The organism is Mycoplana ramosa, from assembly GCF_041930185.1.
GTDB classification, from domain to species: Bacteria; Pseudomonadota; Alphaproteobacteria; order Rhizobiales; family Rhizobiaceae; genus Mycoplana; species Mycoplana ramosa.
Window position 1 is genome coordinate 401,635 of the sequence record NZ_JBHEEW010000001.1, and the last position, 23,032, is coordinate 424,666.

Sequence of the window (23,032 nt, forward strand, 5' to 3'; positions counted from 1 at the left end):
TCGGCAGCCGGCCGATCCAGCCATTTCCCTGCGCCCTTCCCGGCTTCTTCCCTCCACGAGGACGCATCCGAAACGTGAAATTTCTACGACCATTGCGGCGAGGGCTTTTCTTGTGCAACCGTCCTCGGGTATTGCTTCTCGCCGCCACGATGGTGGTCCAGGGAGTTCTCATGCAGTCCGAACAGGCCGTTAAGGCCCATGCCATGCCCGACTGGCCGGCGATCGTCGCCGTGGTCCTGGGCGTCACCGCCTTTTCCGTGGCACAGGGCGTCACCTATCCGCTGATCTCGCTGGTGCTGGAGGCGCGCGGCGTCTCGTCGACGATGATCGGCGTCAATGCCGTCGGCTTCGCCATGGGGCTGGGCGCGGCGACGCTGATGCTGGCCCGCCTGACGCAGCGCTTCCGCGCCAACCAACTGATCATCGCCGGTCTGATCGGCTGCTCGCTCTGCCTCGCCACCTTCGCCACCTTCTCCTCGATGTTCGTCTGGTTCCTCGCCCGCTTCCTGCTGGGCTTCTGCGCCAGCCTGATCTTCATGCTCAGCGAGGCGTGGCTGAACGTCGCCTGCCCCGACCGGATGCGGGGGCGCGTCTCGGGCATCTACGGGGCCTCGATCTGCGCCGGCTTTGCCGCCGGTCCGCTCGCCATTCCGCTGTTCGGCACGGATGGCGGCTTCGGGTTTGCGTTGACGGCGGTCTATCTTGCGCTCGTCGCCTTTGCCACGGCGATGCTGATGTATTCGACCCGAACGGTGCCCGAACCGTCCTCGACCCGCGATCTCTTCCGCTTCTTCCGCCATGCGCCGATGCTGATTGCGATGGTCTTTGCCTTTGGTTTCGCTGACATCGCCGCGATCTCGGCCATGCCGGTCTACTTCGTCCGCACCGGCCATTCCGAGGCGTTTGCGGCGATCAGCGTCACGGTGCTGGCACTGCCGACCGCGCTCGCGCAACCGCTCATCGGCTATGCGCTGGACCGGCTGCCACGCCATTCGGTCGCCGTCGGCACCGCCTTCGTCGCCGCCTCAAGCTATCTCGCCATCCCCTTCCTCGATACGCCCGCGCTGATCCTTTGCGCCTTTGCGATGATGGGAACGGCCAGCTTTTCGCTCTACACCTGCGCGCTCACCATGCTCGGCGAGAACTTCCGCGGCGGCATGCTCCTTGCCGGCAGCGCCGCCTATGCACTGATCTACGCGGTTGGCAGCGGTGCCGGTTCGAGCCTCACCGGCCTCATCATGGAAATCGGCGGGCCGGATGCCGCGCCGCTGTCTGTCGGTGCGGCGCTCGCCGTCTTCGCGTTTGCGTTCCTGCTGGGCAGGCGACGGTAGCTGCTGAACCGCGCCCGCCTCCAATCCCTCCATCCAGTACAGCAAATGCAGCAATCAGGAGTTGATCATGGTTCGAGCCGTCTTGTGGCAGCGCGTCGAGGGGGGCATCATCCTTGCGGTCAGCCTCGCATTCCTCTGGCAGATGAACGACACGGTGCCGTGGTGGGGCGCCGTTCTGATCTTCTTCGCGCCGGATCTGAGCTTCTTCGGCTATCTGCTCGGGCCGAGGGTAGGGGCGTTCTGCTATAACGCCGTCCACATCTATGCCTTTGGGGCAGCCTTGCTGGCGATCGGCTTGATGATGCCGGTGCCGCTTCTTGCCGTGCTCGGCACTCTCTGGCTGGCGCATTCCGGTTTCGACCGCATGCTCGGCTATGGCCTGAAATCGCCGGAAGGCTTTGTCTTCACGCACCTTGGCCGGATCGGGAAGCCCTCGTAGGGCTTGGTAGGGCGTGCCGCGATCTTTGGTTCCATCCACGTCACGCGCCCGAAGACCCGAGCGCGTGGATGCCTGGTGCCGCCTTGACGGATCGCAGGGAATTCGGTGGGACGGACCACAGGCCCGCCCCTGAACGCAGCGGGGAAGTTCTCAGACGAACTGGCTGAGACCCGGCACGGATCCGACGACCTCGTCGACCACATCGTTGCCCGCATACTCGCGCGCAATGGCGAGCGTTTCCTTGGCAAGGCCGGTGATCTCGCCCATGCCGAGGCCCTGGCTCATCAGCTGCTGGCCGAGCGCCATCACCCCGCCGCCCATGGCGTTCATCAGCCCGCCCAGCAGGCCGCCCGAGCCTTCGCCATTGTATTTTGCGACCAGCTCGGAGGCGCCGGGAATGGCCTCGATCATCTGCGCCACCGGGCCCTCGGCGGCTTCGCGCTGCAGGAAGCCCAGCATCATGCCGATGGCCTTTTCGGCGGTCGCGGGCTCGATGCCGACATTTTCGGCAACGCGGTTGACGAGATCGTTCATGGAAAATTCTCCGATTCATGTTTGACGTTAACGTCAACGGTAAAGATGAAACGCTCAACCAGCTTCAGCGGCGGGTATCGTCGTCTGGCCCCTGGCTCGCATGACAGGTGTTGAAGTTCCGCAACCACCTTATAAAGTTCCACAGACGATTCAAATGACGATTGGCAGGCGGCTTCTGTGCGGCTTGCCCGCGCCGTGCAGACAAGGAGAGACTTCAGTGAGCGAATCGATGCTTCAGGACGGCAAGCTCTACGTCGGCACCAGCCGCAAGCCGGACAACTCCATCAACAAGCCGGAATATCTCGAACTGAAGTTCGGCAACCGGCACGGCCTGGTGACCGGAGCCACCGGCACCGGCAAGACCATCACCCTGCAGATCCTCGCCGAAGGCTTTTCCAACGCTGGCGTGCCCGTCTTCTGCGCCGACGTGAAGGGCGACCTTTCCGGCATCGGCGCGATCGGCGAGCCCAAGGATTTTCTCCTCAAGCGCGCCGAGGAGATCGGGCTTCAGCCCTACGATTTCCAGGAGTTTCCGGTGATCTTCTGGGACCTCTATGGCGAGAAGGGGCATCGGGTCCGCACGACCATGACCGAGATGGGGCCGCTGCTCCTGTCGCGGCTGATGAATGCGTCCGACGCGCAGGAAGGGGTGCTCAACATCGCCTTCAAGATCGCCGACCAGGGCGGGCTGCCGCTGCTCGACCTGAAGGACCTGCAGGCGCTTTTGAAATATATGGGCGAGAACGCCACCGAGCTTTCCAACCAGTTCGGCTTCATCTCCAAGGCCTCCGTCGGCTCGATCCAGCGCGAACTGCTGATCCTGGAGCAACAGGGTGCGCAGCACTTCTTCGGCGAGCCGGCGCTGAAGATCTCCGACATCATGCGCACCACCAATGACGGTCGCGGCGCGATCTCTGTGCTGGCCGCCGACAAGCTGATGATGAACCCGCGGCTCTACGGCACCTTCCTGCTCTGGCTGCTCTCCGAGCTGTTCGAGGAACTGCCGGAAGTGGGCGATCCGGAGAAGCCGCGCCTCGTCTTCTTCTTCGACGAGGCGCACCTGCTCTTCACCGACGCGCCGAAGGTGCTGATCGAGCGCGTCGAACAGGTCGTGCGCCTGATCCGCTCGAAGGGCGTCGGCGTCTATTTCGTCACGCAGAACCCGCTCGACGTGCCCGAGACCGTGCTCGCCCAGCTCGGCAACCGCGTGCAGCACGCACTGCGCGCCTATTCGCCGCGCGAGCAGAAGGCGGTGAAGACCGCCGCCGACACCTTCCGCCCCAACCCGGATTTCGACTGCGCCACCGTCATCACCCAGCTCGGCACCGGCGAGGCGCTGGTGTCGACGCTGGAGGGCAAGGGTGCGCCGTCGATGGTGGAGCGCACGCTGATCCGCCCGCCTGCCTCCCGCGTCGGTCCGCTAACCGATGCCGAGCGCGCCAACGTGATGAAGGTCAGCCCGGTCACCGGCCTCTACGACGAGGACTTCGACCGGGAATCGGCCTACGAAATCCTGGCAGCGCGGGCGAAGAAGATCGAGGCGCAGCAACAGGCCGAACAGGACGCGCCGCAACCGCAACAGAACGGCGGCAGTCGATGGACGCTGCCGGGTTTTGGCGACGACGAGCCGACGACGCCTTCGGGCACGGCAAAGCCGCGGGGCCGGTCGGGCTATCAGCGGGAGACGGTGGTGGAAGCGGCGATGAAATCCGCCGCCCGCAGCGTCGCCAACTCGCTTGGCCGCGCCATCGTCCGCGGGATTTTGGGAAGCCTGAGGCGGTAGCGCCGCGAATGTCACGGTTCGTGCAGCCGATAACGGTTCGTGTTGGCTCGGGCAATGGCGGCCTTGGCGGGCTGCGCGTGATTACTCCAGGGCTTCCAGCGTCGGCAGGATCAGCGACGGGCCGAGGTCGGCATATTCGTCGGGCATGTCGGTGCGGTTGATCCAGACCGTGCGGAAGCCGAATTTCGTCGCACCGGCCACGTCCCAGCGGTTCGACGACTGGAACGACACGGCATTCGGATAAAGCCGGTAGCTCGTCGTCACGATGTCGTAGACGGCAGGCGCCGTCTTGTACGTCCTTAGCGCATCAACCGAGAAGACGTCGTCGATGACGGTGTCGAGCGCCGCATTGGCAACAGCCGATTTCAGCATCGCCGGCGAGCCGTTGGAGAGGATCGCGATGCGCGCCCCGCGGGCCTTCAGGCTGCGCAGCACGGCGGGCACTTCCGGATAGCAATCGAGCTTCCAGTAGGCCTCGAGCAGCTTCGGCCTCAGCGTCGGATCGACGCCCGGCAGGCGCCGGAAGGTGTAATCCAGGGCCTCTTCCGTCAGTTGCCAGAAATCCCGGTAGGCGCCCATCAGCGCGCGGGTCCAGGAATATTCGAGCTGCTTGGCCCGCCACATCTCGGAAAAACGCTGGTATTCCGGCCCAACGTCGCCCGCATGGCGACGCACCGCCGCATGCACGTCGAACAGCGTGCCATAGGCATCGAACACATAGGCTGCGTGAGACACGCCAACTCCTCCAAAAACGCTTTCATTCCAGATCATTAGCGCTCGATCATGTCAATATTGGGTGCAATGCACAATATGACGGGGTCGAGGGGCAAGTCCGGGGCGCAGGGAGGTCCCTGCCGGCTCTTTCAGGCAAGGCGACCCGGAAAAACACGCGCTCCATTGCCAAAATAGAAATTGAGCCCTATAGTTTCGTTATCGACCATTGCTTGTGACGTCGTTCCAGAGCGAATACGCTCCCGATGGATTTCCTCTCAAAAATCGATCCACCCCCGCAACGTAACGCGGGAATCCACAACGATTGCAACGAAAGGAAATCGTATGAACACGGGAACCGTAAAGTGGTTCAATGCAACCAAGGGTTTCGGCTTCATTCAGCCCGATGACGGCAGCACGGATGTGTTCGTTCATATCTCCGCCGTCGAGCGCGCAGGTATGCGTTCGCTCAATGATGGCCAGAAGGTCCGCTATGACATCGTGCAGGACCGGAAGTCGGGCAAAAGTTCCGCTGACAACCTTCAGGCGGCGTGAATTTGTCGTTCGCTCGCGCTGACCACGGATGTACTGGCAGCCGAGATGAATGACAGGAGAGAGGTCGGGTTCACGCCCGGCCTTTTTGACCCATGGCCATGGGAGTTCTCATGGCTGAAACTTCGACGCGTTGACGGTGCGGCTGCGTGGAAGCGTCCTGCCGCCCGGACGAGCCGAAAGACGAGCCGGAACCGCTACGGACGGATTGTGTCCTACCCGCTCGGAACGCCCAGAGACCGCGATACGCTACGCCGATAGAGAGCGTGATTTTACAACGCGAATTCGAACGAAGCATTCGCCGGGATGAAATCCGCTTCGGATAGCTGGATCAATCCGGAGGTGGTCGGGATCCGTCACCAGCCAGTTGCTGCTGCGAAAGGAGATATTTGTGCAGGTTATCGTCAGGGACAACAACATCGAACAGGCCATTCGCGTCTTGAAGAAGAGAATGCAGCGAGAAGGTCTGTTCCGGGAAATGCGTGCGCGCACCGCCTATGAAAAGCCGTCCGAGAAGCGTGCGCGTGAAAAGGCGGAGGGGATTCGGCGCTCCCGCAAGCTCGCGCGCAAGAAGGCGCAGCGCGAAGGTTTGTTGCCGGCCCCCAAACGGAAGGTAGCAGCGAGACCTCGCTGATATGGAGGAGAGCATGGCAGCAACCAAAGAGCAGTTCTTCAAGCCGGCCAAGCCGTCGGCACATGGCAAGGGCGCACAGACACACTCGGTCGCCCAGAGCATCGTTGCCGCCGAAGCCGCCGCGCGCGAAAAGAAGACCGAAAGGCTTCGCGCGCTTCGCCTCGCCCAACCGGCCAAGCCCGCGAGCCCGCCCGGCTCCAAGAAGCGGGTGTAGAGCGGGCAAGCGGTTCGGGACAACCGGCCCGATGATCGTGCTCGGCTAGAACCGCGTGATCACGCTGATGCCGAGGTCGGTCGCCGTGTCCATCGCCATCAGCGCCGGCACGGCCTCCTCGAGGCCGATCTCACGCCCGATCACCCTGTCCGGCTGCAGCCTGCCGGCCGCCATCATCGACAGCATCGCGTCGTAGCGCCAGGCCTGCATGCCGTGGCTGCCGTAGATCTCCAGTTCGTGGCCGATCACCTGCGCCATCGGGATCTGCGGCGTGGCCTGCTCGCCGAGCATCAGCCCGACCTGCACGTGACGGCCGCGGCGGCGCAGGTTTTTGATCGAGTTGAAGCAGGTGGCCGGCGAGCCGAGCGCGTCGATCGAGGCATGCGCGCCGCCACCGGTGATCTCGCGCACCGCTTCCGCCACGTCGGCCACCGCGCGCGCGTTGATCGCCGCGACCGCCCCCATCTTCCGGGCGAAGGCGAGCTTCTCTTCGGAAATGTCGATCGCGATCGGGTTGGCGCCGAGCGCTGCCGCGATCATGATCGCCGACAGTCCGACGCCGCCGCAGCCGTGCACCGCCACCCATTCGCCGCCCTTGACCTTCGCCTGGTCGCAGACGGCGCGGAACGAGGTGGCGAACCGGCAGCCGAGGCTTGCGGCGGTGGCGAAGCTGACGCTTTCGGGCAGGTGCACGAGATTCTGGTCGGCATGATCGAGGGCGACATATTCGGCAAACGAGCCCCAGTGGGTGAAGCCCGGCTGGAACTGTTCCTCGCACACCTGCTGGTTGCCCGAGCGGCATTCGTGGCAATGGCCGCAGCCGGACACGAAGGGCACCGTCACCCGGTCGCCGGCCTTGAAGCGCGTCACCGCCTTGCCCGCTGCCAGCACCGTGCCGGCCAGCTCGTGGCCGGGCACGTGCGGCAGCCGGATGTCGGGGTCGTGGCCCATCCAGCCGTGCCAGTCGCTGCGGCAAAGCCCGGTCGCCTCGACCTTGACCACCACGCCATTGGCGGTCGGGGTCGGTTCGGGCAGAGTGCGGATCTCCGGTGCGGCGCCGAAGGCTTCGTAGTACATCGCTCTCATGGATCACCCCTCTTGTTCGCGTTAAGCCATCTATGCCAGGCGGCCATCCCCCGTCCACCGGCGCGTCCATGACAATGGCTGATGCATCCATTCAAGATCGTGAGTGGACAGCGTCCGCCAATTGAGTCAGGCCATGTCCAGCTCGACCCGCATCGCGGGTCGGCCCTGATCGGCCAGAAGGAGACCTGAACATGGCAGTCGATACATCCCCGCGCACCCCGACCTGGACCTATGTCGACGGCGAATGGATTGCCGGCAATCCACCCCTGATCGGACCGACCTCGCATGCGATGTGGCTGGCCTCCACGGTGTTCGACGGCGCGCGCTGGTTCGACGGCATCGCCCCCGACCTCGACCTGCACTGCCAGCGCGTCAACCGCTCGGCCGAAAACCTCGGCATGAAGGCGACGATGCGCGCCGAGGAGATTGAAGGTCTTGCCTGGGAGGGCGTCAAGAAGTTCGACGGCAAGACGGCGATCTACATCAAGCCGATGTACTGGGCCGAACACGGCTCGTCGTTCAGCGTCGTGGCCGCCGATCCGGAATCGACCCGCTTTGCCCTCTGCCTGTTCGAGGCGCCACTGGGCAACGAGCACGGCGGCAACTCGCTGACCGTTTCGCCCTACCGCCGCCCGACCAACGAATGCATGCCGACGGATGCCAAGGCCGGCTGCCTCTATCCGAACAACGCCCGCATCCTCGCCGAGGCGAACAAGCGCGGTTTCCAGAATGCGCTTGTGCGCGACATGCTGGGCAACGTCGCCGAGACCGGCTCGTCCAACGTCTTCATGGTCAAGGACGGCGTCGTCTTCACGCCCGCCGCCAACCACACCTTCCTCGCCGGCATCACCCGCTTCCGCACCATGACGCTGTTGCGCCAGGCCGGCTTCGAGGTTCGGGAAGCGACGCTGTCGGTTGCCGACTTCCAGGCGGCCGACGAGATCTTCACGACCGGCAACTACTCCAAGGTCGTACCCGTCAACCGCCTCGACGACCGCAACCTGCAGCCGGGCCCGGTGACGGCGAAGGCACGCGAGCTCTATTTCGACTGGGCGCGCTCGACCCCGAGGGGCTGACCTTCCACCCGTCATCCCGGCCCGACTCCCCTTCATCCCGGCCTTGAGCCGGGATCCAGCGCGCGCAGGTCCGTGCGCGCGAAAGACTCTTTCGCTTGTAACGGATGTGATACTTACGCGCCGACGCGCGGTGGCTGGATGCCGGATCGGGTCCGGCATGACGGGATAAATTGGACGTGCGAGCGCTGCTCCGACTGGGCGCGTTCGACCCCGAGGTGCTGAGCTTGCACTCGTCATCCCGGCTCAAGGCCGCGATGACGGATGCGGCACGTCGCGACGCGCAAGGACGGATCACCACGCGCCATGCGCGCCCAGGTGGGCCTCCACCTCCACCCCCACACGAAATTGCTGGCAAAGCGCAAATTTTGACCTGCCACCGGTTGTCTGCGACAGGTCAGCCCCCTATGTTCCATTCCACGGATTTCATTGAAAAAAATTCCGTGATTTAGAGGAGATACGCCATGGCCTTCGAACTTCCGCCGCTGCCCTACGACTATGACGCGCTTGTCCCGTTCATGTCGCGCGAGACGCTGGAGTACCACCACGACAAGCACCACAAGGCCTATGTCGACAACGGCAACAAGCTCGCCGAGGAAGCCGGTCTTGCCAACCTGACGCTCGAAGAGATCGTCAAGAAGTCCTACGGCACCAACCAGGGCCTGTTCAACAATGCCGGCCAGCACTACAACCACATCCATTTCTGGAAGTGGATGAAGAAGGGCGGCGGCGGCAAGAGCCTGCCGGGCGTGCTGCAGAAGGCGATCGACAGCGATCTCGGCGGCTATGACAAGTTCCGCACCGACTTCATCGCCGCTGGCACGACCCAGTTCGGCTCCGGCTGGGCCTGGCTGTCGGTCAAGGACGGCAAGCTCGTCATCTCCAAGACCCCGAACGGCGAGAACCCGCTCGTCCACGGCGCCGCGCCGATCCTCGGCGTCGACGTCTGGGAGCACTCCTATTACATCGACTACCGCAACGCCCGCCCGAAGTACCTTGAGGCTTTCGTCGACAGCCTGATCAACTGGGATTACGTGCTGGAGATGTACGAGGCGGCGACCAAGTAAGATCGGTCGACTGTCCTGGTTTCGATGGAGCCCCGGGCGCAAGCCCGGGGCTTTGCCGTCTGACGATCTTCGCCACGTGATCAGGGGGGCCATGACCTTGAGCGGCACGTCAAGGCGATGACGCAGCGTGTGCGGTTCGCCTGGCGTCGTCACGCTGGGCGGCGATCGGGCCCGGGGTGAGGGAGGCTGTTCGCGGCCTCGGCGTCAGCAGGCGCTTGATCCCTGCATAAACGGCGAGCGCCACAACGATCGAGACGTAGCCGTCGATGGCATAATGCCACCCGAGACAGACCGAACTGATGACGATGATGGCGACATATACAAAGCCCGCATGCCCGGCCAGCCGGCTGTATTCCCGCAGGAACAACGCCTGCATCATGGCGAGGCCCACATGCATGCTTGGGAAGGCCGATATGCCGGTACCGAGGCTGGCCGTGCCGGCAAGATAGTTGTTCCAGAGATAGGCCTGGAATGCGGCGACCGTACTATCGCCCGTCGTGTCGCTGATTGCGGCGAGCAACGCCGCGAAACGGTCCCGGTCCCCCGTCACCTCCCCATAAAATGCCGGCCCGGCGGACAGGAAAAGGCAGGCAAGGACGTTGCCTATGACAACCCACGTCAAGGCCCAGGTTAGGAAGTAGCGCAGTCTCAGCTTGTCGGCGCGGACTGACGTGGCGATGAAGTAGATCGGCAGAAAACCGGCCATCGACCACAGGATCGAGTAATTCCATTCGATGGCCGCGCGCAATATCGGCCAATCCATGATCCGGATGAGGACCAGGCCTGGATCGCGGCCGAGATGCAGGAGCGCGTCCATCTCCGCATGCGTGCGGTCGTACGGAAATCCGCCCATCAGATCCGGCATCAGGGTCTTGAATGTCGTGAAGGAGCCCATGAATACGATGAGGGCGGCCAGCGTGATCATGGCGGAAAGAAAGCGTCCTACGACATCAGGGGCGAGACGTGTCGCGAGCGTGCTGCGCCGGGTCGTCCAATCGTTGGTCCTTACCAACACAACGATGGTTAGCCAGACGACCGTTATGAAGGGCAGTACAACAAGATAAAGCCGTCCAAAGTTGCTGAAATACTGCGGATGGGCAGTCGTTTTCAGCGGGTCGAGCGACCAGTTGAACGCCAGCACGATAACGGTGTAGATCGCGACGAAACCGTGAAAGGGCAGCATCCGGCTTATCGACTTGATCGTCTGATCAGCGCTTTGGCGCAGATATCCGGCTACAGTTGTCAACTCAAACGCCAATGGTTGTGACTGCTGCGATCGTCATACTGCAGGTGTGTCAAGAATCGGTGAACTCAGTCATGAAGATTGACGCGTACACTGACCATTCGCTGTGTCCATCAAAAAAACGTTACTTTTCTTCCGGCCGCGTCGTGCAATCTTGCGGCCGCAATTCGCAACATGCCATCGTCATGGCAAATCAGGAGTGATCGATGAAGCTTAAGACAATTGCGGTTGCGGCCGCTGTTCTCGCCGCCCTCGGCGCCAGCGCGGTGGTCGCGGCCGAGGAGCCGCAGGTTGCCCGCCAGCAGATGATGAAGAAGGTCGGCGGGGCGATGGGGGCGCTTGCCGGAATCGCCAAGGGCGAGAAGCCTTACGACGCGGAGATCGTCAAAGCCTCGCTGGCGACGATGAGCGACGTTTCCAAGACCTTTGCCGACCAGTTCCCCGCCGGTACCGAAACGGGCGCGGAGACGGAAGCGAGCCCGAAGATCTGGGAAAGCATGGACGATTTCAAGGCCAAGACGGCGCAGTTGGGCAAGGAAGCGGAAACAGTCCTTGCCTCGTTGCCCGGTGACCAGGCGGGTGTCGCCGCGGCGCTCGGACCGATCGGCAAGAACTGCGCGAGCTGTCATGAGACCTACCGGCTGAAAAAGTAGCCCAGACGGGCAGTACATCAGACTCTCCCGGGGATTGCCTCTTCGGGAGAGTTTGCGTTTCGGCGCCTCCGTGCGACGATGGCCGAGGTGCTGGCGGACGGCCTGGTCCGTGCCCATGGCACCGGAGGGCTCTGTCGAACAGGTTAGGGGTGGGCGTCATGCCCCGGGGACGATTGCCATGAGATTTCGCGCGTTGGCGGTGGCCGCTCTGGTTGTTGCGGTGGCTGGAGTGGGGTCGTATCTGTCGATTACCGCGCCGGCGCGGATCCCGCAGAGCACCTGGGCGGGGCTGGGCGAGCCGAACCTGGAAAACGGCGAACGGGTGTTTTGGGAAGGCGGCTGCTCCAGCTGTCACGCCGCGCCGGGAGCGACGGACGAGAACCGGCTGGTGCTTGCCGGCGGCGCACCGATCAAGAGCCCGTTCGGAACGTTCCATCCGCCGAACATTTCCCCCGATGAAACCGCCGGAATCGGCGGCTGGACGCTGGCGGAGTTCGGGGATGCGATGCTGCGCGGGGTCGGAAAGGCAGGCGAGCACCTCTACCCGTCCTTTCCCTACGCATCCTATGCGCGCATGACGCCGCGCGATATCAACGATCTCTTCGGCTACCTGAAAACCCTGCCGGCCAGCAGCGCGACCACGCCGGCGCACGATCTTCCGTTTCCCTTCAATCAGCGTGTCCTGCTCGGTGGCTGGAAGTTCCTGTATCTCGACGACAAGCCGCGGGTGACGCTGGCCAAGGCGGATGCCAAGGTCGAGCGCGGGCAGTACCTCGTGGAGGGGCCGGGGCATTGCGGCGAATGCCACACGCCGCGCGACAGTCTGGGCGGAATGAAGACCGATGCCTGGCTCGCCGGCGCCCCGAACCCGGAAGGCGGGCCGGGGCGGGTGCCGAACATCACGCCGGGTGAGAAGGGCCTGGGCGGGTGGAGCGAGAGCGACATCGTCTACTATCTGGAGACCGGCTTCACGCCGACTTTCGATTCGGTCGGCGGCTCGATGGTGTCGGTGCAAAAGAACATGGCCCGGCTGCCGGCGGAAGACCGCGAGGCGATCGCGGCCTATCTGAAGGCGATTCCTCCCCTTTGACGCGGCCTCTGGTCAGCCTCTTGCGGCCGGCCCGCGTGCCGCCGCGCTGGCTCGGTGCGCAGCCATCTTGCGCAAGCAATCGTCAACCGTGCTCGCGGCCGTAGAGCTTGACGTAATGCTCGAGGTCCGGACTGTGGAAGCCGAGCGCCCGGTAGATCTCGGCCGCAAAGGTCACGGGAGCGGTTCCAGGCGCCGTGACGATGTTGCCGTCTCGGACCGCCTGCGGTTGGTCACGATAGAGCGCCTGTCCGCGATAGTCCGGCGCCGTCCTCAGGAACGCGGCATCGTTGCTGGTGTGGCCGCTGTGGTCGAGCACACCGGCACGCGCCAGCGCCAGCGTCGCGCCGCAGATGGCGCCGACCACGCGCCCCGCCTCGTGGAATGCGCGGATCTGGCCGGCCGTATCGGGGGCGGCGTCCGTCTCCCAGATCGAGCCACCGCAGAGCACCAGCGCGTCGTGGTCGGTCGGGGCGACCGTCTCGAGCGCCGCCGCGGGGGTCACCGTCAGTCCGCCCATCGAGGTCACCGCGTTGCCGCCGGGCGAGGCGGTGACGACCTCGAAGCCGAAATAGCTGCGCGCTGATGCCATCAGCAGAGCACATTCCCAGTCTGCGAAGCCTTCGGTGAGACCGATCGCAATGCGTTTCGTCATGATCCTCTCCTTCGTCGTCGCTGCGGTTGTTTCCGGGCATCGGATAGGGGGCAGTCCAGCGCGAAACGCGAAACCGACGGCGGGCGATGAGGGTCGTGCGGGAGCCGCGCGCGGCCCGATCACGAGCCCTGGTCAGGCCAGTGCCTGGATGTAGCGCATGCCGGTGACGGGACCCGCCCTGAAGTTCAATTCCTCATAGAAGCGGTGCGCCTGAAAGTTTCCGGTGGCGGCGCTGACCGACAGGTAGCTGCATCCGGCCGCCCGGGCCTGTTCGCGGGCGCGGGCAACCAGGTGCCGCCCGATGCCGGTGCCGCGATGGTCCTTTCGGACGAAGATCTGGTGAAGCTCCATACCGCGCCGGCCCTCCACGGCACGGTACAGCGGCACGAGGATGGCGTAGCCGATCAGCCGCCCGCCGGCTTCCGCCACCAGCGCGCTGATCCATGGCGACGGCCCGAACAGGTCGCGGTCGAGATCGCTTGCGGTCAACCGTGCGCAATCGCCGTGGCACTCGGCGTGCAGGGCCACCATGTCGAGGATCTGCTGCAGGTCGCCGGGGCGGGCGGACCGGATGTTCAGCACCGGCGGACGTTCGAGCGGTGCGGTTTCAAGCTTCAGGACGGCAGTCATTTCGAGGCTCCTTCGGTTCTTTTGCCACCAGGTGCCTGAAAACAACAAAGCCGCCTGATGGCGGCTTGTTGAATATGATCGAACAGCCGCTCCTTATCGGAACAGCCAAAAATACGTCGCGGCGATGGGTGCGTGCGTGATCATGGCGGCGATATTCTCCGATTCCGCCTCGATGTCAACGTGAAAAGCGGCGCCTTGGACGAATTTGAGGGGCTGCTGCTGCTTCGGCGATCGGTTTCCGCTTCGCGCGGCTTAGCCGGTTCCGGCGCCGCGGCGGTTGTGGTCCTCAGCCCAAGATCGCGTCACATAAAGTGAGGCTTCGACAATCTGATCTTGGGTTAGTATGTGCTGAAATACATGGGCGCCACATCATGCTGTCGAAGCGTCGTCGAGACGACGTCTTCCGTGGGGGAGATCAACCATGCGCTACAGACTGCTCGGACATGTCGCATGTGCATTGGGACTGGCCAGCCTGGTTTCGTTGGCTGGCCCGGCAAGGGCCGCCGAAATCCAGACAACCGGCACGCCAGGCGCACCGGACGCCACGACGACGATCGATGGCAGGCAACTGCCAGCCCCCGATCCTCAATTCGGTGGCGAGATCAAGGACGACGCCCTGAGTTCAAAGCCGTGGTGGGCACCACGGATCGTCCCGCCGAAGAGCGCTCCCAATATCCTCCTCATCATCACTGACGATGCCGGATTCGGCGTGCCCAGCACCTTTGGCGGCGTTATCCCGACGCCAACCATGGATCGCATCGCCAATGACGGGCTTCGCTACAACAACATCCATTCCACGGCCCTGTGTTCGCCATCGCGGGCAGCACTCATTACCGGGCGGAATCATCACTCGGTCGGCTTCGGGGTGATTTCCGAGCAGTCGACAGGATTTCCCGGCTACAACAGCATCATCTCCAAGGACAAGGCGACCATCGGCCGGATCCTGCGCGACAATGGCTATGCGACCTCCTGGTTCGGCAAGGACCACAACACGCCGGCCTTTGCAGCGAGTTCGGTCGGGCCGTTCGACCCGTGGCCGATCGGCATGGGCTTCGAGTACTTCTACGGCTTCGTCGGCGGTGACGCCAACCAGTGGCAGCCGAACCTGTTCCGCAACACCACGCAGATCTATCCGTTCGAGGGCAAGCCGGGCTGGAACCTGGTCACCGGAATGGCCGATGACGCCATCGACTATCTGAACCGCCTGAACCAGACGCTGCCGGACAAGCCGTTCTTCGTGAAGTACGCGCCGGGAGCGACGCATGCGCCGCACCATCCGACCAAGGAATGGGTGGACAAGATCAGCGCGATGCACCTGTTCGACGACGGCTGGAACAAACTTCGTGAAAAAATCTTCGAGAACCAGAAGAGGCTCGGGGTCATTCCCGAAAGCACCCAGCTGGAGCCTTGGCCGACCGAGATCCTGCCCAATTGGGACGATGTGCCCGCTGAGGACAAGAAGCTCTTCATCCGGCAGGCCGACGTCTTCGCTGCCTACGCCGCCTACAACGACCACGAGATCGGCCGTGTCGTGCAGGCGATCGAGGATATGGGCAAGCTCGACAACACGCTGATCATCTATATCAATGGCGACAACGGGACGAGTGCCGAGGGCGGTCCGCTGGGCACTCCCAACGAGGTGGCGTTCTTCAACGGCATCAACAAGATGCCGACCGACGTGCAGATGAAGTGGTATGACGTTTGGGGAACCGAGCAGACCTACAACCACATGTCTGCCGGCTGGTCCTGGGCCTTCGATACGCCGTTTACCTGGTTCAAGCAGAACGCCTCGCGGCTCGGCGGCATCGGCCAGAACATGGTCGTCTCCTGGCCGGCCCGCATCACCGACAAGGGCGGGCTGCGCCAGCAGTTCACCCATTTCATCGATGTCGTGCCGACCATCCTCGAAGTGACGGGGATTCCGGCACCCGACATGGTGGACGGGATCAAGCAGTCGCCAATGGAGGGCACGAGTTTCGCCTATACCTTCGATGCCAACAACGCCAAGGCACCGTCGCAGCACAAGATCCAGTATTTCGAGATGATGGGCCAATGGGCCCTGTATGATGACGGATGGCTGCTCAGCACGAAGGTCAACCGCGCGCCGTGGGAGGCCTTTGGTGCGGCCAACCCCGACCCGCTGAACAACCAGGTGCTGGAGCTCTACGACCTCAACACCGATTTCAGCCAGTCGCAGAACGTCGCAGACAAGCACCCTGACAAGGTCAAGCAGTTGAAGGAGGCGTTCATTGCCGAAGCCAGGAAGTACCAGGCCTTCCCGATGGATGCGTCGGTGGCCGCGCGCATCGTGGCGCCGCGCCCGAACATAACGGCCGGGCGAACCGAGTTCACCTACACGATGCCGATGGTCGGCCTGCCGCAGGGAGATTCCCCCTTCATCCTCAACAGCTCGTACACGATCACGGCTGACATCGATGTTCCCGAAGGTGGCGCGGAGGGGATGATCCTCACCTCGGGCGGGCGCTTTGGCGGTTACGGCCTTTATCTGCTGAAAGGCAAGCCGGTATTTCTCTGGAACCTCGTCGATCTGAAACGCGTGAAATGGGAGGGGGCCGACGCGCTCACGCCCGGGCGGCACACTATCGAATTCGATTTCAAGTATGACGGGCTGGGTGTCGGGACCCTGGCGTTCAACAACATGAGCGGGCTGGGGAGGCCGGGCACCGGCACCCTGAAAGTGGACGGAAACACCGTGGCGACGGAAGAGATGCAGCGCACGCTGCCGATGATCCTGCAGTGGGACGAGAGCTTCGACATCGGCTCCGATACGCTGACGGGCGTCAATGACGCGGACTATCAGCCTCCGTTCGCTCTGACCGCCAAGCTCATCAAGTTGACCCTGAAGGTGAACCGGCCGACGCTTTCACAGCAGGACATCAAGAACCTCCAGAACACGGAAGCCATCGCTGTCGACGGCAATCCGATCCACCACATGCAGCCTGGGCCGCAATAGGCCAGCCTTGAACCAGGGCGAGGCGCTCTGAGCAGTGGAGGCCGTTCCCTTTGGAGCGGCCTCATGTTTGGCAACTCCGACTGGCGATCGCTTATGGCGGCGCAAGGCGGTTGCCGCGTGGCGTCCCGCGCGGATGAGGGGGCCGCACGTGGCGACCTCGGCTTCACGTCCCGCAGAAGGTCTGCAAAACCTCTTCGCCCGGCTTCGGCGGTTCGGCATAAGCGGCGAAGGCCGGCTGGTCCTGGTAGGGGCGGGCCAGCACGTCGCAGATGGCCTCGAACAGCGACAGGTCGCCATCCTCGCTCGCCGCCTTCAGCGCCTCCTCGACCTTGTGGTTGCGGGGAATGAAGGCCGGGTTGACGGCGCGCATGGCCGCGGCACGGGCCTCGGCCGGACGGCCGTTGCGCGAAAGCCGCTGCCGCCAGTGCGAAAGCCAGGGCGCGGCGGCCTGCGGGTCGGCGAGCAATGCGGCGAAGTCCGAGTCGGCGGCCCCGTCGGCTGCGGCAGCCGAAAGCCTGCGGAAGGAGAGCGTGAAGTCCGCCTTCTGTGCGTGCATCAGCGCCAGGAAGCCGCGGATCAGGTCGGTGTCCTCGTCCTCCTCGTCTTCGCCGAGCCCGAGCTTGGCGCGGATCACCGCCTTCCATTGCACCTGGAAGCGCTCCATGAAGCGCGTCACCGCGTCGTTTGCCAGGTCCACCGCCTCGCCGGGCGTCTCGTGGATCAGCGGCAGCAGCGTCTCGGCGAGGCGGGCGATGTTCCACTGGCCGATCATCGGCTGGTTGCCGTAGGCGTAGCGGCCCATCTGGTCGATCGAGGAGAAGACGGTGCGCGGGTCGTAGGTGCCCATGAAGGCGCAGGGACCGAAGTCGATCGTTTCGCCGGAGACCGCCATGTTGTCGGTGTTCATCACGCCGTGGATGAAGCCGACGCCGAGCCAGCGGGCGATCAGCCCGGCCTGCCGCTCCGCCACCGCATCGACCAGCTTCAGATAGCGGCCGTCCGTGCCGGCAAGCTCGGGATAGTGGCGGTCGATCACATGGTCGGCGAGCAGGCGGATGCTCTCGGTGTCGCCGCGCGCGGCAAAGTACTGGAAGGTGCCGACGCGGATGTGGCTCGCGGCGACGCGGGCAAAGATCGCCCCGGGCAGGATCGTCTCCCGATAGACCGGCTGGCCGGTGGTCACCGCGGCAAGCGCCCGGGTCGTCGGAATGCCGAGCGCATGCATCGCCTCGCTGACGATGTATTCGCGCAGCACCGGTCCGAGCGCGGCGCGCCCGTCGCCGCGCCGCGACCACGGGGTCTGGCCCGAGCCCTTGAGCTGGATGTCGCGGCGGGCGCCGTCCGGCCGCACCACCTCGCCGAGCAGGATCGCCCGCCCGTCGCCCAGTTGCGGCACGAACTGCCCGAACTGGTGGCCGGCATAGGCGATGGCGATGGGCTCGGAGCCGGCAAGCAGCCGGTTGCCGGAGAAGATCGCCGCGCCGTCGCGCTCCAGCGCATCGGCGTCAAGGCCCATTTCGAGCGCCAGCGGCCGGTTGAACTTGACGAGCCGGGGGGCGGCAACCGGCGTGGGGTCGGTGCGGGTGAAGAACTTCGCCGGCAGTCGCGCATAGCTGTTGTCGAAGGCGATGGGCGCCAGGTCCTGCTTAGTGAGATTGGGCGCGGCTTCGGTCATGGAGGGGCTCGCAGGCGTTGGTAGGTGCGGTTTTGTCACCCTATTAGATAGGAACGCGCGGCGCGAGCAAAAGTGCGGAGGCTGGGAAGGGCGGCCCGTCCATGCCGGGCCGCCCTGAGGTCATGAGCGGGCTAGTGGGCGCCGGTTGGGCGGCGGCGTGCCGGTCTGCGCGGCAGACTTGGCAGGTCGCCCTCGCAAACGAGGTGCTCCTTGAACACGTCGGTTTCCGGCAGGTCGATCGGGCCGCAGCCCCAATCGTAGTTCGCTCGCTCGAGCCATCCGCCGAACAGGCGTCCCAATAACCCGCGGGGTCGATGGTCTGTCGTCGTCATCAGTTTCTTCTCCTCACGCGCTCATCGCCGGCTGTGGCATGCACGCCGCGCAGATAGCGCCTATGTGTCGATGATCCGTTCCGCAGCAGCCGCCGAGGACACGCAACTGCGGCATGCGGCGGACGAGGTCCTGGTAGCGACAGCCGAAATCGATCGGGTCGCCTGCATCCAGCGTCTCGCTCTCGTCGAGCTCCTGGTGGCTTTTCGTCGAGGCATTGGCACGGATGCCGCCAAGGCGCTTGATCCAGGTGCTGTTCTCATCGAGGGCGTCCTCGAAATGGGTGGGATGCGCACAGTTGACCATATAGAACAGAGGATAGGCACCGGTCGCCGCATCCACCGCCTCGATCGCCTCCTGCAGTGTCCTGCCGGTGATGATCCTGCCGTCCGTCTCGACGGTGAATGCGATCGCGCAGGGGATTGCGGCCGTCCGGGCCGCCCGCGCAACGCCGATCGCTTCGTCGATGTTGGTCAGCGTCACCGCGCTGATCATGTCGGCGTCGGTGGCGGCGAAGGCTTCGACCTGCGGCCGATGGTAGGCCTCAGCTTCCTCGGCATCCATGGTGCCGGCCTTGTAGCCGTCGCCACGCGGGCCGATGGCGCCGTTGATGATGATCGGTGCGCCCGGGCGCTCATACGCGCCACGCAACTGGACCAGGAGCCCTACGGCTTCCTCGTTGACGGCCCGCAGCGCATCGGCGTCGTAGCCGAGCTTTGCCGCCCAGTCCGGGTTGGCACGCCAGGTCGCCGTGTCGAGCACGAAGCCGGTGCCGGCGCTGCGGGCGATGTCGAGGTAGCGGACGTAGTATTCCTTGAGCTTCCGCCGACCTTCCGGCGTCGCCAGCAGCACGAACGAGGCGAAATGCGGCAGGTCAAGTCCTTCATGAAAGATCAGCGTCGTCTCCATGCCGCCATCGGTGAGGAAACGTCCGCCTTTCGTCAGCGGCAGGCCATGTCTGTATCTTGCCATAACTGTCTCCACTCGTTCCATTCTCGCTTCGGAAAAATGCAGAGTCGCCCGTTCTTCCGAACGGCGCCAACGAGACCCATGTCATGATTTTTGTTCTGTCGCTTTCGGTGCTTCGTCCGGGCCCAAACCCACACATTCCGAAACGCGCGCGAATTTTTGCCTGTTTTCCGCCTGTAAAACTAGGCGACTTGTGGTCCAGCGCACCAGAGAAAATGCTATATTAGCAAGAGATCAATTGCTTATGGGTCGCATTCACGCCAATGTTTACGCTGCTGGGCCGGCGTGAAGAGGAAAAACCGTACCGCTGGTACTGGAGGCAACGATGCGCAAGGGTGAGGAGACGCGTGCGAGGATCCTCGACGTGGCGGAAGCGGCCGTGCTGTCCAAGGGGTTCGGCGCGACCTCGATCGAGGAACTGATCGCCGAGACCGGCATCACGAAAAGCGGTTTCTTCTATCATTTCCACGACAAGAACGAGCTGGCGAAGGCCCTTCTGGAGCGCTACGTCGAAAACGATACGAAGATCTATGACGAGATCTTCGGCCGCGCCCGCGAGCTGATGGATGATCCGCTGCAGGCCCTGCTGCTCGGCCTGAAACTGCTGTCGGAACTACTCGCCGACCTGCCCAACGGTCATCCCGGCTGCCTGGTCGCCAGCATGTGCGTCTACGAGCGCTCCTTCAACCGCGACATCCAGCATATCAACCGCGAGGCCGCGCTGATGTGGCGGCGGCGCTTTCGCCGCTATTTCGAGGAGATCGTCGAGCTCTACGAGCCGCGCGAGCCGGTCGATCTCGATCAGCTCGCCGACATGATCTCGACCGTCCTGGAAGGCGGTATCGTCATGTCGAAGGCGCTGAAGGAGCCGAAGAGCCTGCCGGCGCAACTGCTGCTGCTGCGAACCTTCGTGAAGCTGCTGTTCAGGGGCGGGCGTGAAAGGCGAATGGACGGCAGCGCTTCGCAGTTCGACATCTGATGTGCGCCTCCGGAGAGTGGCCGCCAGATGTGGCGCCGGCGGCGCGGGCGCCAAGGCGCCCGTGTCTAGGCCTGTCGACAGCGCCCCTCACATCTTCCCCGCCACCTTGATCGCGAACGCGTATTCGAAGGCGATCTCCTCCAGCCGCTGGAAGCGGCCGGAGGCGCCGCCGTGACCGGCGCCCATGTTCGTGCGCAGCAGGATCGGCGCGTCGACGGTCGCCTTCTCGCGCAGCTTCGCCACCCACTTCGTCGGCTCCCAGTAGGTGACGCGCGGATCGGTCAGGCCGGAAAGCGCCAGGATCGGCGGGTAGGCCTGCGCCTTGACGTTGTCATAGGGCGAGTAGGAGGCGAGCAGCCTGTAGAAGTCCGCGCTCTCGATCGGGTTGCCCCATTCGGCCCATTCCGGCGGCGTCAGCGGCAGCGTATCGTCGAGCATGGTGTTGAGCACGTCGACGAAGGGCACCGCGGCGATGATGCCGCCGAATTTCTCCGGCGCCATGTTGGCGACGGCGCCCATCAGCATGCCGCCGGCCGAGCCGCCCTCGGCGATGATCTTCGCGTAAGAGGTGAACTTCTCCTCATTCAGATAGTCCGCCGCCGCGAGGAAGTCCTTGAAGGTGTTGGGCTTCTTCTCCATCTTGCCGTCTTCGTACCAGGAAAAGCCCTTCTCCTTGCCGCCGCGGATATGGGCGATGGCATAGACGAAGCCGCGGTCGACCAGCGACAGGCAGTTGGTGTTGAAGCCGGCGGGAATCGAGATGCCGTAGGCGCCGTAGCCATAAAGCAGGCAGGGGGCTGTGCCGTCGAGCGGGGTATCCTTGCGATAGAGCAGGGTGACCGGCACGCGCTCGCCGTCATGGGCGGGGGCGAAGACGCGGCGGGTGACGTAGTCGTCGATGTTGTGGCCGGAGGGCACTTCCTGCGTCTTCAACAGCGTCCGCTCGCGCGTCACCATGTTGTAGTCGTAGAGTTGCGACGGCGTGGTCATCGACGAATAGGAGAAGCGGATCACGTCGGTATCGTATTCGGCCGCTCCCGAAAGCCCGAGCGAATAGGCTTCTTCGGCAAAGGCGATCTCGTGCTGTTCTCCGCTCTTGCGGTCGCGCACGATGATGCGCGGCAGACCCTCGTGGCGCTCGAGCCAGACGAGATGGCGGGCGAAGGCGAGATGATTGAGGATCAGCGTGCCGGGCCGGTGCGGCACGACTTCCGACCAGTCCTCGCGGCCCGGCGCGTTGACCGGCGCCTCCATGATCTTGAAGTCCTTGGCGCCGTCGGCATTGGTCAGGATGTAGAAGACGTCGCCGCCCTCGGTCATCGAATATTCAAGGCCGGTCTGGCGCGGTGCGACGATCGCCGGTTCCGCCAAAAGGTCGTTGGTCGAGAGCAGCCGGTATTCGCTGGTCTCGTGGTCGTGGATGTCGATGTAGATGAAGTCGTCGAGCAGCGAGCCGCCGACCGACATGAAGAAGCCGGGGTCCTTCTCCTCGTAGACGAGCCGGTCCTGCGACTGCGGCTGGCCGAGGATGTGGTGGTAGATCTTCGAGGGCCGGTGGTTCTCGTCCTGCAGCGTATAGAAGAAGCTCTTGCCGTCCGGCGCCCAGGCGCCGCCGCCGGCGGTGTTTTCGATGGTGTCGTGGCGGTCCTCGAGCGTCGTCAGATCGCGCACCTTCAGGGTGAAGTACTCCGAGCCCTTGTCGTCATAGCCCCAGATGCCGAGCGAATGGTCGGTGCAGTGGTCGAGGCCGGACAGCCGGAAGTAGCCCTTGCCCTCGGCCTCCTTGTCGCCGTCGAGCAGGAGCGTCTGCTCGCCGCCGTCGCGGGGCTGGCGGAAATAGCGCGGCTGCTCGCCGCCGGTGACGAAGGACGTGCCGTAGGCGTAGGGGCCGTCCTTGACCGGCACCGAAGCGTCGTCCTCCTTGATCCGGCCACGCATCTCGGCAAACAGCGTCTTCTGCAGGCCCTCGGTGTCGGCCATCGCTGCTTGCATGTAGGCGTTCTCGGCCTCGAGGTGGGCGCGGATCTCCGGGTCGAGGATGGAGGTGTCCTTGAACATCGCCTGCCAGTTGTCGGCGCGGAACCAGGCATAGTCGTCGGTGCGGGTGATGCCGTGGCGCGTGTCCTCGACCGGCTTCTTCGTGGCGATCGGGGCTGTGGGCAGGTTCTTGAATGCGGGCAAGGCGGGTACTCCGGCAAATCAGGCGGGAACGGAATGACAGAGATAGAGAGAGGTTCGCCCCGCATCAAGACACTTTACATCGAACCGCCGGAGGACGAGGCGGCTTCCTATAGCCGTCATGCCGGACCTGATCCGGCATCCGGTGCGCGCAAGTCCTTGCGCGCGGGAAAAGCACATTTCGCGCCGCGGACGCGGCGCGGCTGGGTGCCGGCTCGAGGCCGGCATGACGGGG

Annotated in this window: 22 protein-coding genes; 12 read left to right on the forward strand and 10 right to left on the reverse strand. The window is 64.1% G+C overall.

Going from position 1 to position 23,032, the window contains the following annotated elements:
* The first annotated feature begins 170 nt into the window (after positions 1-170).
* Together JNC62_RS01850 and JNC62_RS01855 are read left to right on the forward strand one after the other, a co-directional pair.
* A complete protein-coding gene (locus tag JNC62_RS01850; protein ID WP_374835389.1) occupies positions 171-1,331 on the forward strand; it encodes an MFS transporter in 1,161 nt (386 codons plus the stop codon).
* Between the two features lie 67 nt (positions 1,332-1,398).
* The gene (locus JNC62_RS01855) at positions 1,399-1,770 is read left to right on the forward strand and encodes a DUF4260 domain-containing protein (protein WP_374835391.1); all 372 of its coding nucleotides are present in this window, start codon (positions 1,399-1,401) and stop codon (positions 1,768-1,770) included.
* Between the two features lie 150 nt (positions 1,771-1,920).
* Here the strand turns inward: JNC62_RS01855 and JNC62_RS01860 are convergent, their stop codons facing one another.
* A complete protein-coding gene (locus JNC62_RS01860; protein ID WP_374835392.1) occupies positions 1,921-2,304 on the reverse strand; it encodes a hypothetical protein in 384 nt (127 codons plus the stop codon).
* 229 nt (positions 2,305-2,533) lie between these two features.
* Between JNC62_RS01860 and JNC62_RS01865 the strand changes: the two genes are divergently transcribed.
* Positions 2,534-4,087 carry a helicase HerA-like C-terminal domain-containing protein gene (locus tag JNC62_RS01865; RefSeq protein ID WP_374835661.1) on the forward strand — a complete coding sequence of 518 codons (1,554 nt, stop codon included), beginning with the start codon at positions 2,534-2,536 and terminating at the stop codon, positions 4,085-4,087.
* Between the two features lie 81 nt (positions 4,088-4,168).
* Here JNC62_RS01865 and JNC62_RS01870 read toward each other — a convergent pair whose 3' ends face one another.
* Complete coding sequence (locus JNC62_RS01870; protein ID WP_374835394.1) at positions 4,169-4,822, reverse strand: haloacid dehalogenase type II; 654 nt, start codon at positions 4,820-4,822, stop codon at positions 4,169-4,171.
* A gap of 321 nt (positions 4,823-5,143) precedes the next feature.
* Here JNC62_RS01870 and JNC62_RS01875 point away from each other — a divergent pair, with 321 nt between their 5' ends.
* The 3 genes from JNC62_RS01875 (at position 5,144) to JNC62_RS01885 (ending at position 6,198) form a co-directional block, all read left to right on the forward strand.
* Positions 5,144-5,353 carry a cold-shock protein gene (locus tag JNC62_RS01875; RefSeq protein ID WP_374835396.1) on the forward strand — a complete coding sequence of 70 codons (210 nt, stop codon included), beginning with the start codon at positions 5,144-5,146 and terminating at the stop codon, positions 5,351-5,353.
* Positions 5,354-5,741: 388 nt separating this feature from the next.
* Positions 5,742-5,984 carry a 30S ribosomal protein S21 gene (gene rpsU, locus JNC62_RS01880; RefSeq protein ID WP_374835398.1) on the forward strand — a complete coding sequence of 81 codons (243 nt, stop codon included), beginning with the start codon at positions 5,742-5,744 and terminating at the stop codon, positions 5,982-5,984.
* Between the two features lie 13 nt (positions 5,985-5,997).
* Positions 5,998-6,198 carry a hypothetical protein gene (locus tag JNC62_RS01885; RefSeq protein WP_374835400.1) on the forward strand — a complete coding sequence of 67 codons (201 nt, stop codon included), beginning with the start codon at positions 5,998-6,000 and terminating at the stop codon, positions 6,196-6,198.
* Positions 6,199-6,243: 45 nt separating this feature from the next.
* Here JNC62_RS01885 and JNC62_RS01890 read toward each other — a convergent pair whose 3' ends face one another.
* On the reverse strand, positions 6,244-7,284 hold the full coding sequence (locus tag JNC62_RS01890; RefSeq protein WP_374835402.1) for a zinc-dependent alcohol dehydrogenase family protein: 1,041 nt from the start codon (positions 7,282-7,284) through the stop codon (positions 6,244-6,246).
* Positions 7,285-7,475: 191 nt separating this feature from the next.
* Here JNC62_RS01890 and JNC62_RS01895 point away from each other — a divergent pair, with 191 nt between their 5' ends.
* Entirely contained in the window at positions 7,476-8,360 is an 885-nt protein-coding gene (locus JNC62_RS01895; protein WP_374835404.1) for a branched-chain amino acid aminotransferase, read from the forward strand.
* Between the two features lie 461 nt (positions 8,361-8,821).
* Positions 8,822-9,424, forward strand: a complete 603-nt coding sequence (locus JNC62_RS01900) for a superoxide dismutase (RefSeq protein WP_374835406.1) — start codon at positions 8,822-8,824, stop codon at positions 9,422-9,424.
* Between the two features lie 109 nt (positions 9,425-9,533).
* Here JNC62_RS01900 and JNC62_RS01905 read toward each other — a convergent pair whose 3' ends face one another.
* The gene (locus JNC62_RS01905) at positions 9,534-10,670 is read right to left on the reverse strand and encodes a phosphatase PAP2 family protein (RefSeq protein WP_374835408.1); all 1,137 of its coding nucleotides are present in this window, start codon (positions 10,668-10,670) and stop codon (positions 9,534-9,536) included.
* Positions 10,671-10,873: 203 nt separating this feature from the next.
* Here JNC62_RS01905 and JNC62_RS01910 point away from each other — a divergent pair, with 203 nt between their 5' ends.
* Positions 10,874-11,320 (forward strand): c-type cytochrome, encoded by a 447-nt coding sequence (locus JNC62_RS01910; RefSeq protein WP_374835410.1) that lies wholly within the window; start codon positions 10,874-10,876, stop codon positions 11,318-11,320.
* 172 nt (positions 11,321-11,492) lie between these two features.
* Positions 11,493-12,410, forward strand: coding sequence for a c-type cytochrome (locus tag JNC62_RS01915; protein WP_374835663.1), 918 nt, complete (start codon positions 11,493-11,495; stop codon positions 12,408-12,410).
* Between the two features lie 82 nt (positions 12,411-12,492).
* Here the strand turns inward: JNC62_RS01915 and JNC62_RS01920 are convergent, their stop codons facing one another.
* Together JNC62_RS01920 and JNC62_RS01925 are read right to left on the reverse strand one after the other, a co-directional pair.
* The gene (locus tag JNC62_RS01920; protein WP_374835412.1) at positions 12,493-13,062 is read right to left on the reverse strand and encodes a type 1 glutamine amidotransferase family protein; all 570 of its coding nucleotides are present in this window, start codon (positions 13,060-13,062) and stop codon (positions 12,493-12,495) included.
* Between the two features lie 132 nt (positions 13,063-13,194).
* Positions 13,195-13,692 (reverse strand): GNAT family N-acetyltransferase, encoded by a 498-nt coding sequence (locus JNC62_RS01925; RefSeq protein ID WP_374835414.1) that lies wholly within the window; start codon positions 13,690-13,692, stop codon positions 13,195-13,197.
* Between the two features lie 421 nt (positions 13,693-14,113).
* Between JNC62_RS01925 and JNC62_RS01930 the strand changes: the two genes are divergently transcribed.
* Positions 14,114-16,666 carry an arylsulfatase gene (locus tag JNC62_RS01930; RefSeq protein ID WP_374835415.1) on the forward strand — a complete coding sequence of 851 codons (2,553 nt, stop codon included), beginning with the start codon at positions 14,114-14,116 and terminating at the stop codon, positions 16,664-16,666.
* 163 nt (positions 16,667-16,829) lie between these two features.
* Here the strand turns inward: JNC62_RS01930 and JNC62_RS01935 are convergent, their stop codons facing one another.
* The 3 genes from JNC62_RS01935 to JNC62_RS01945 form a co-directional block, all read right to left on the reverse strand.
* Positions 16,830-18,305 (reverse strand): protein adenylyltransferase SelO, encoded by a 1,476-nt coding sequence (locus JNC62_RS01935; protein ID WP_374835665.1) that lies wholly within the window; start codon positions 18,303-18,305, stop codon positions 16,830-16,832.
* 167 nt (positions 18,306-18,472) lie between these two features.
* The gene (locus JNC62_RS01940; protein WP_374835417.1) at positions 18,473-18,673 is read right to left on the reverse strand and encodes a hypothetical protein; all 201 of its coding nucleotides are present in this window, start codon (positions 18,671-18,673) and stop codon (positions 18,473-18,475) included.
* A gap of 13 nt (positions 18,674-18,686) precedes the next feature.
* Complete coding sequence (locus JNC62_RS01945) at positions 18,687-19,643, reverse strand: homocysteine S-methyltransferase family protein (RefSeq protein WP_374835419.1); 957 nt, start codon at positions 19,641-19,643, stop codon at positions 18,687-18,689.
* Between the two features lie 322 nt (positions 19,644-19,965).
* Between JNC62_RS01945 and JNC62_RS01950 the strand changes: the two genes are divergently transcribed.
* A complete protein-coding gene (locus JNC62_RS01950; protein WP_374835421.1) occupies positions 19,966-20,619 on the forward strand; it encodes a TetR/AcrR family transcriptional regulator in 654 nt (217 codons plus the stop codon).
* Between the two features lie 87 nt (positions 20,620-20,706).
* Here the strand turns inward: JNC62_RS01950 and JNC62_RS01955 are convergent, their stop codons facing one another.
* Entirely contained in the window at positions 20,707-22,800 is a 2,094-nt protein-coding gene (locus JNC62_RS01955; RefSeq protein ID WP_374835422.1) for a S9 family peptidase, read from the reverse strand.
* Positions 22,801-23,032: the final 232 nt, after the last annotated feature.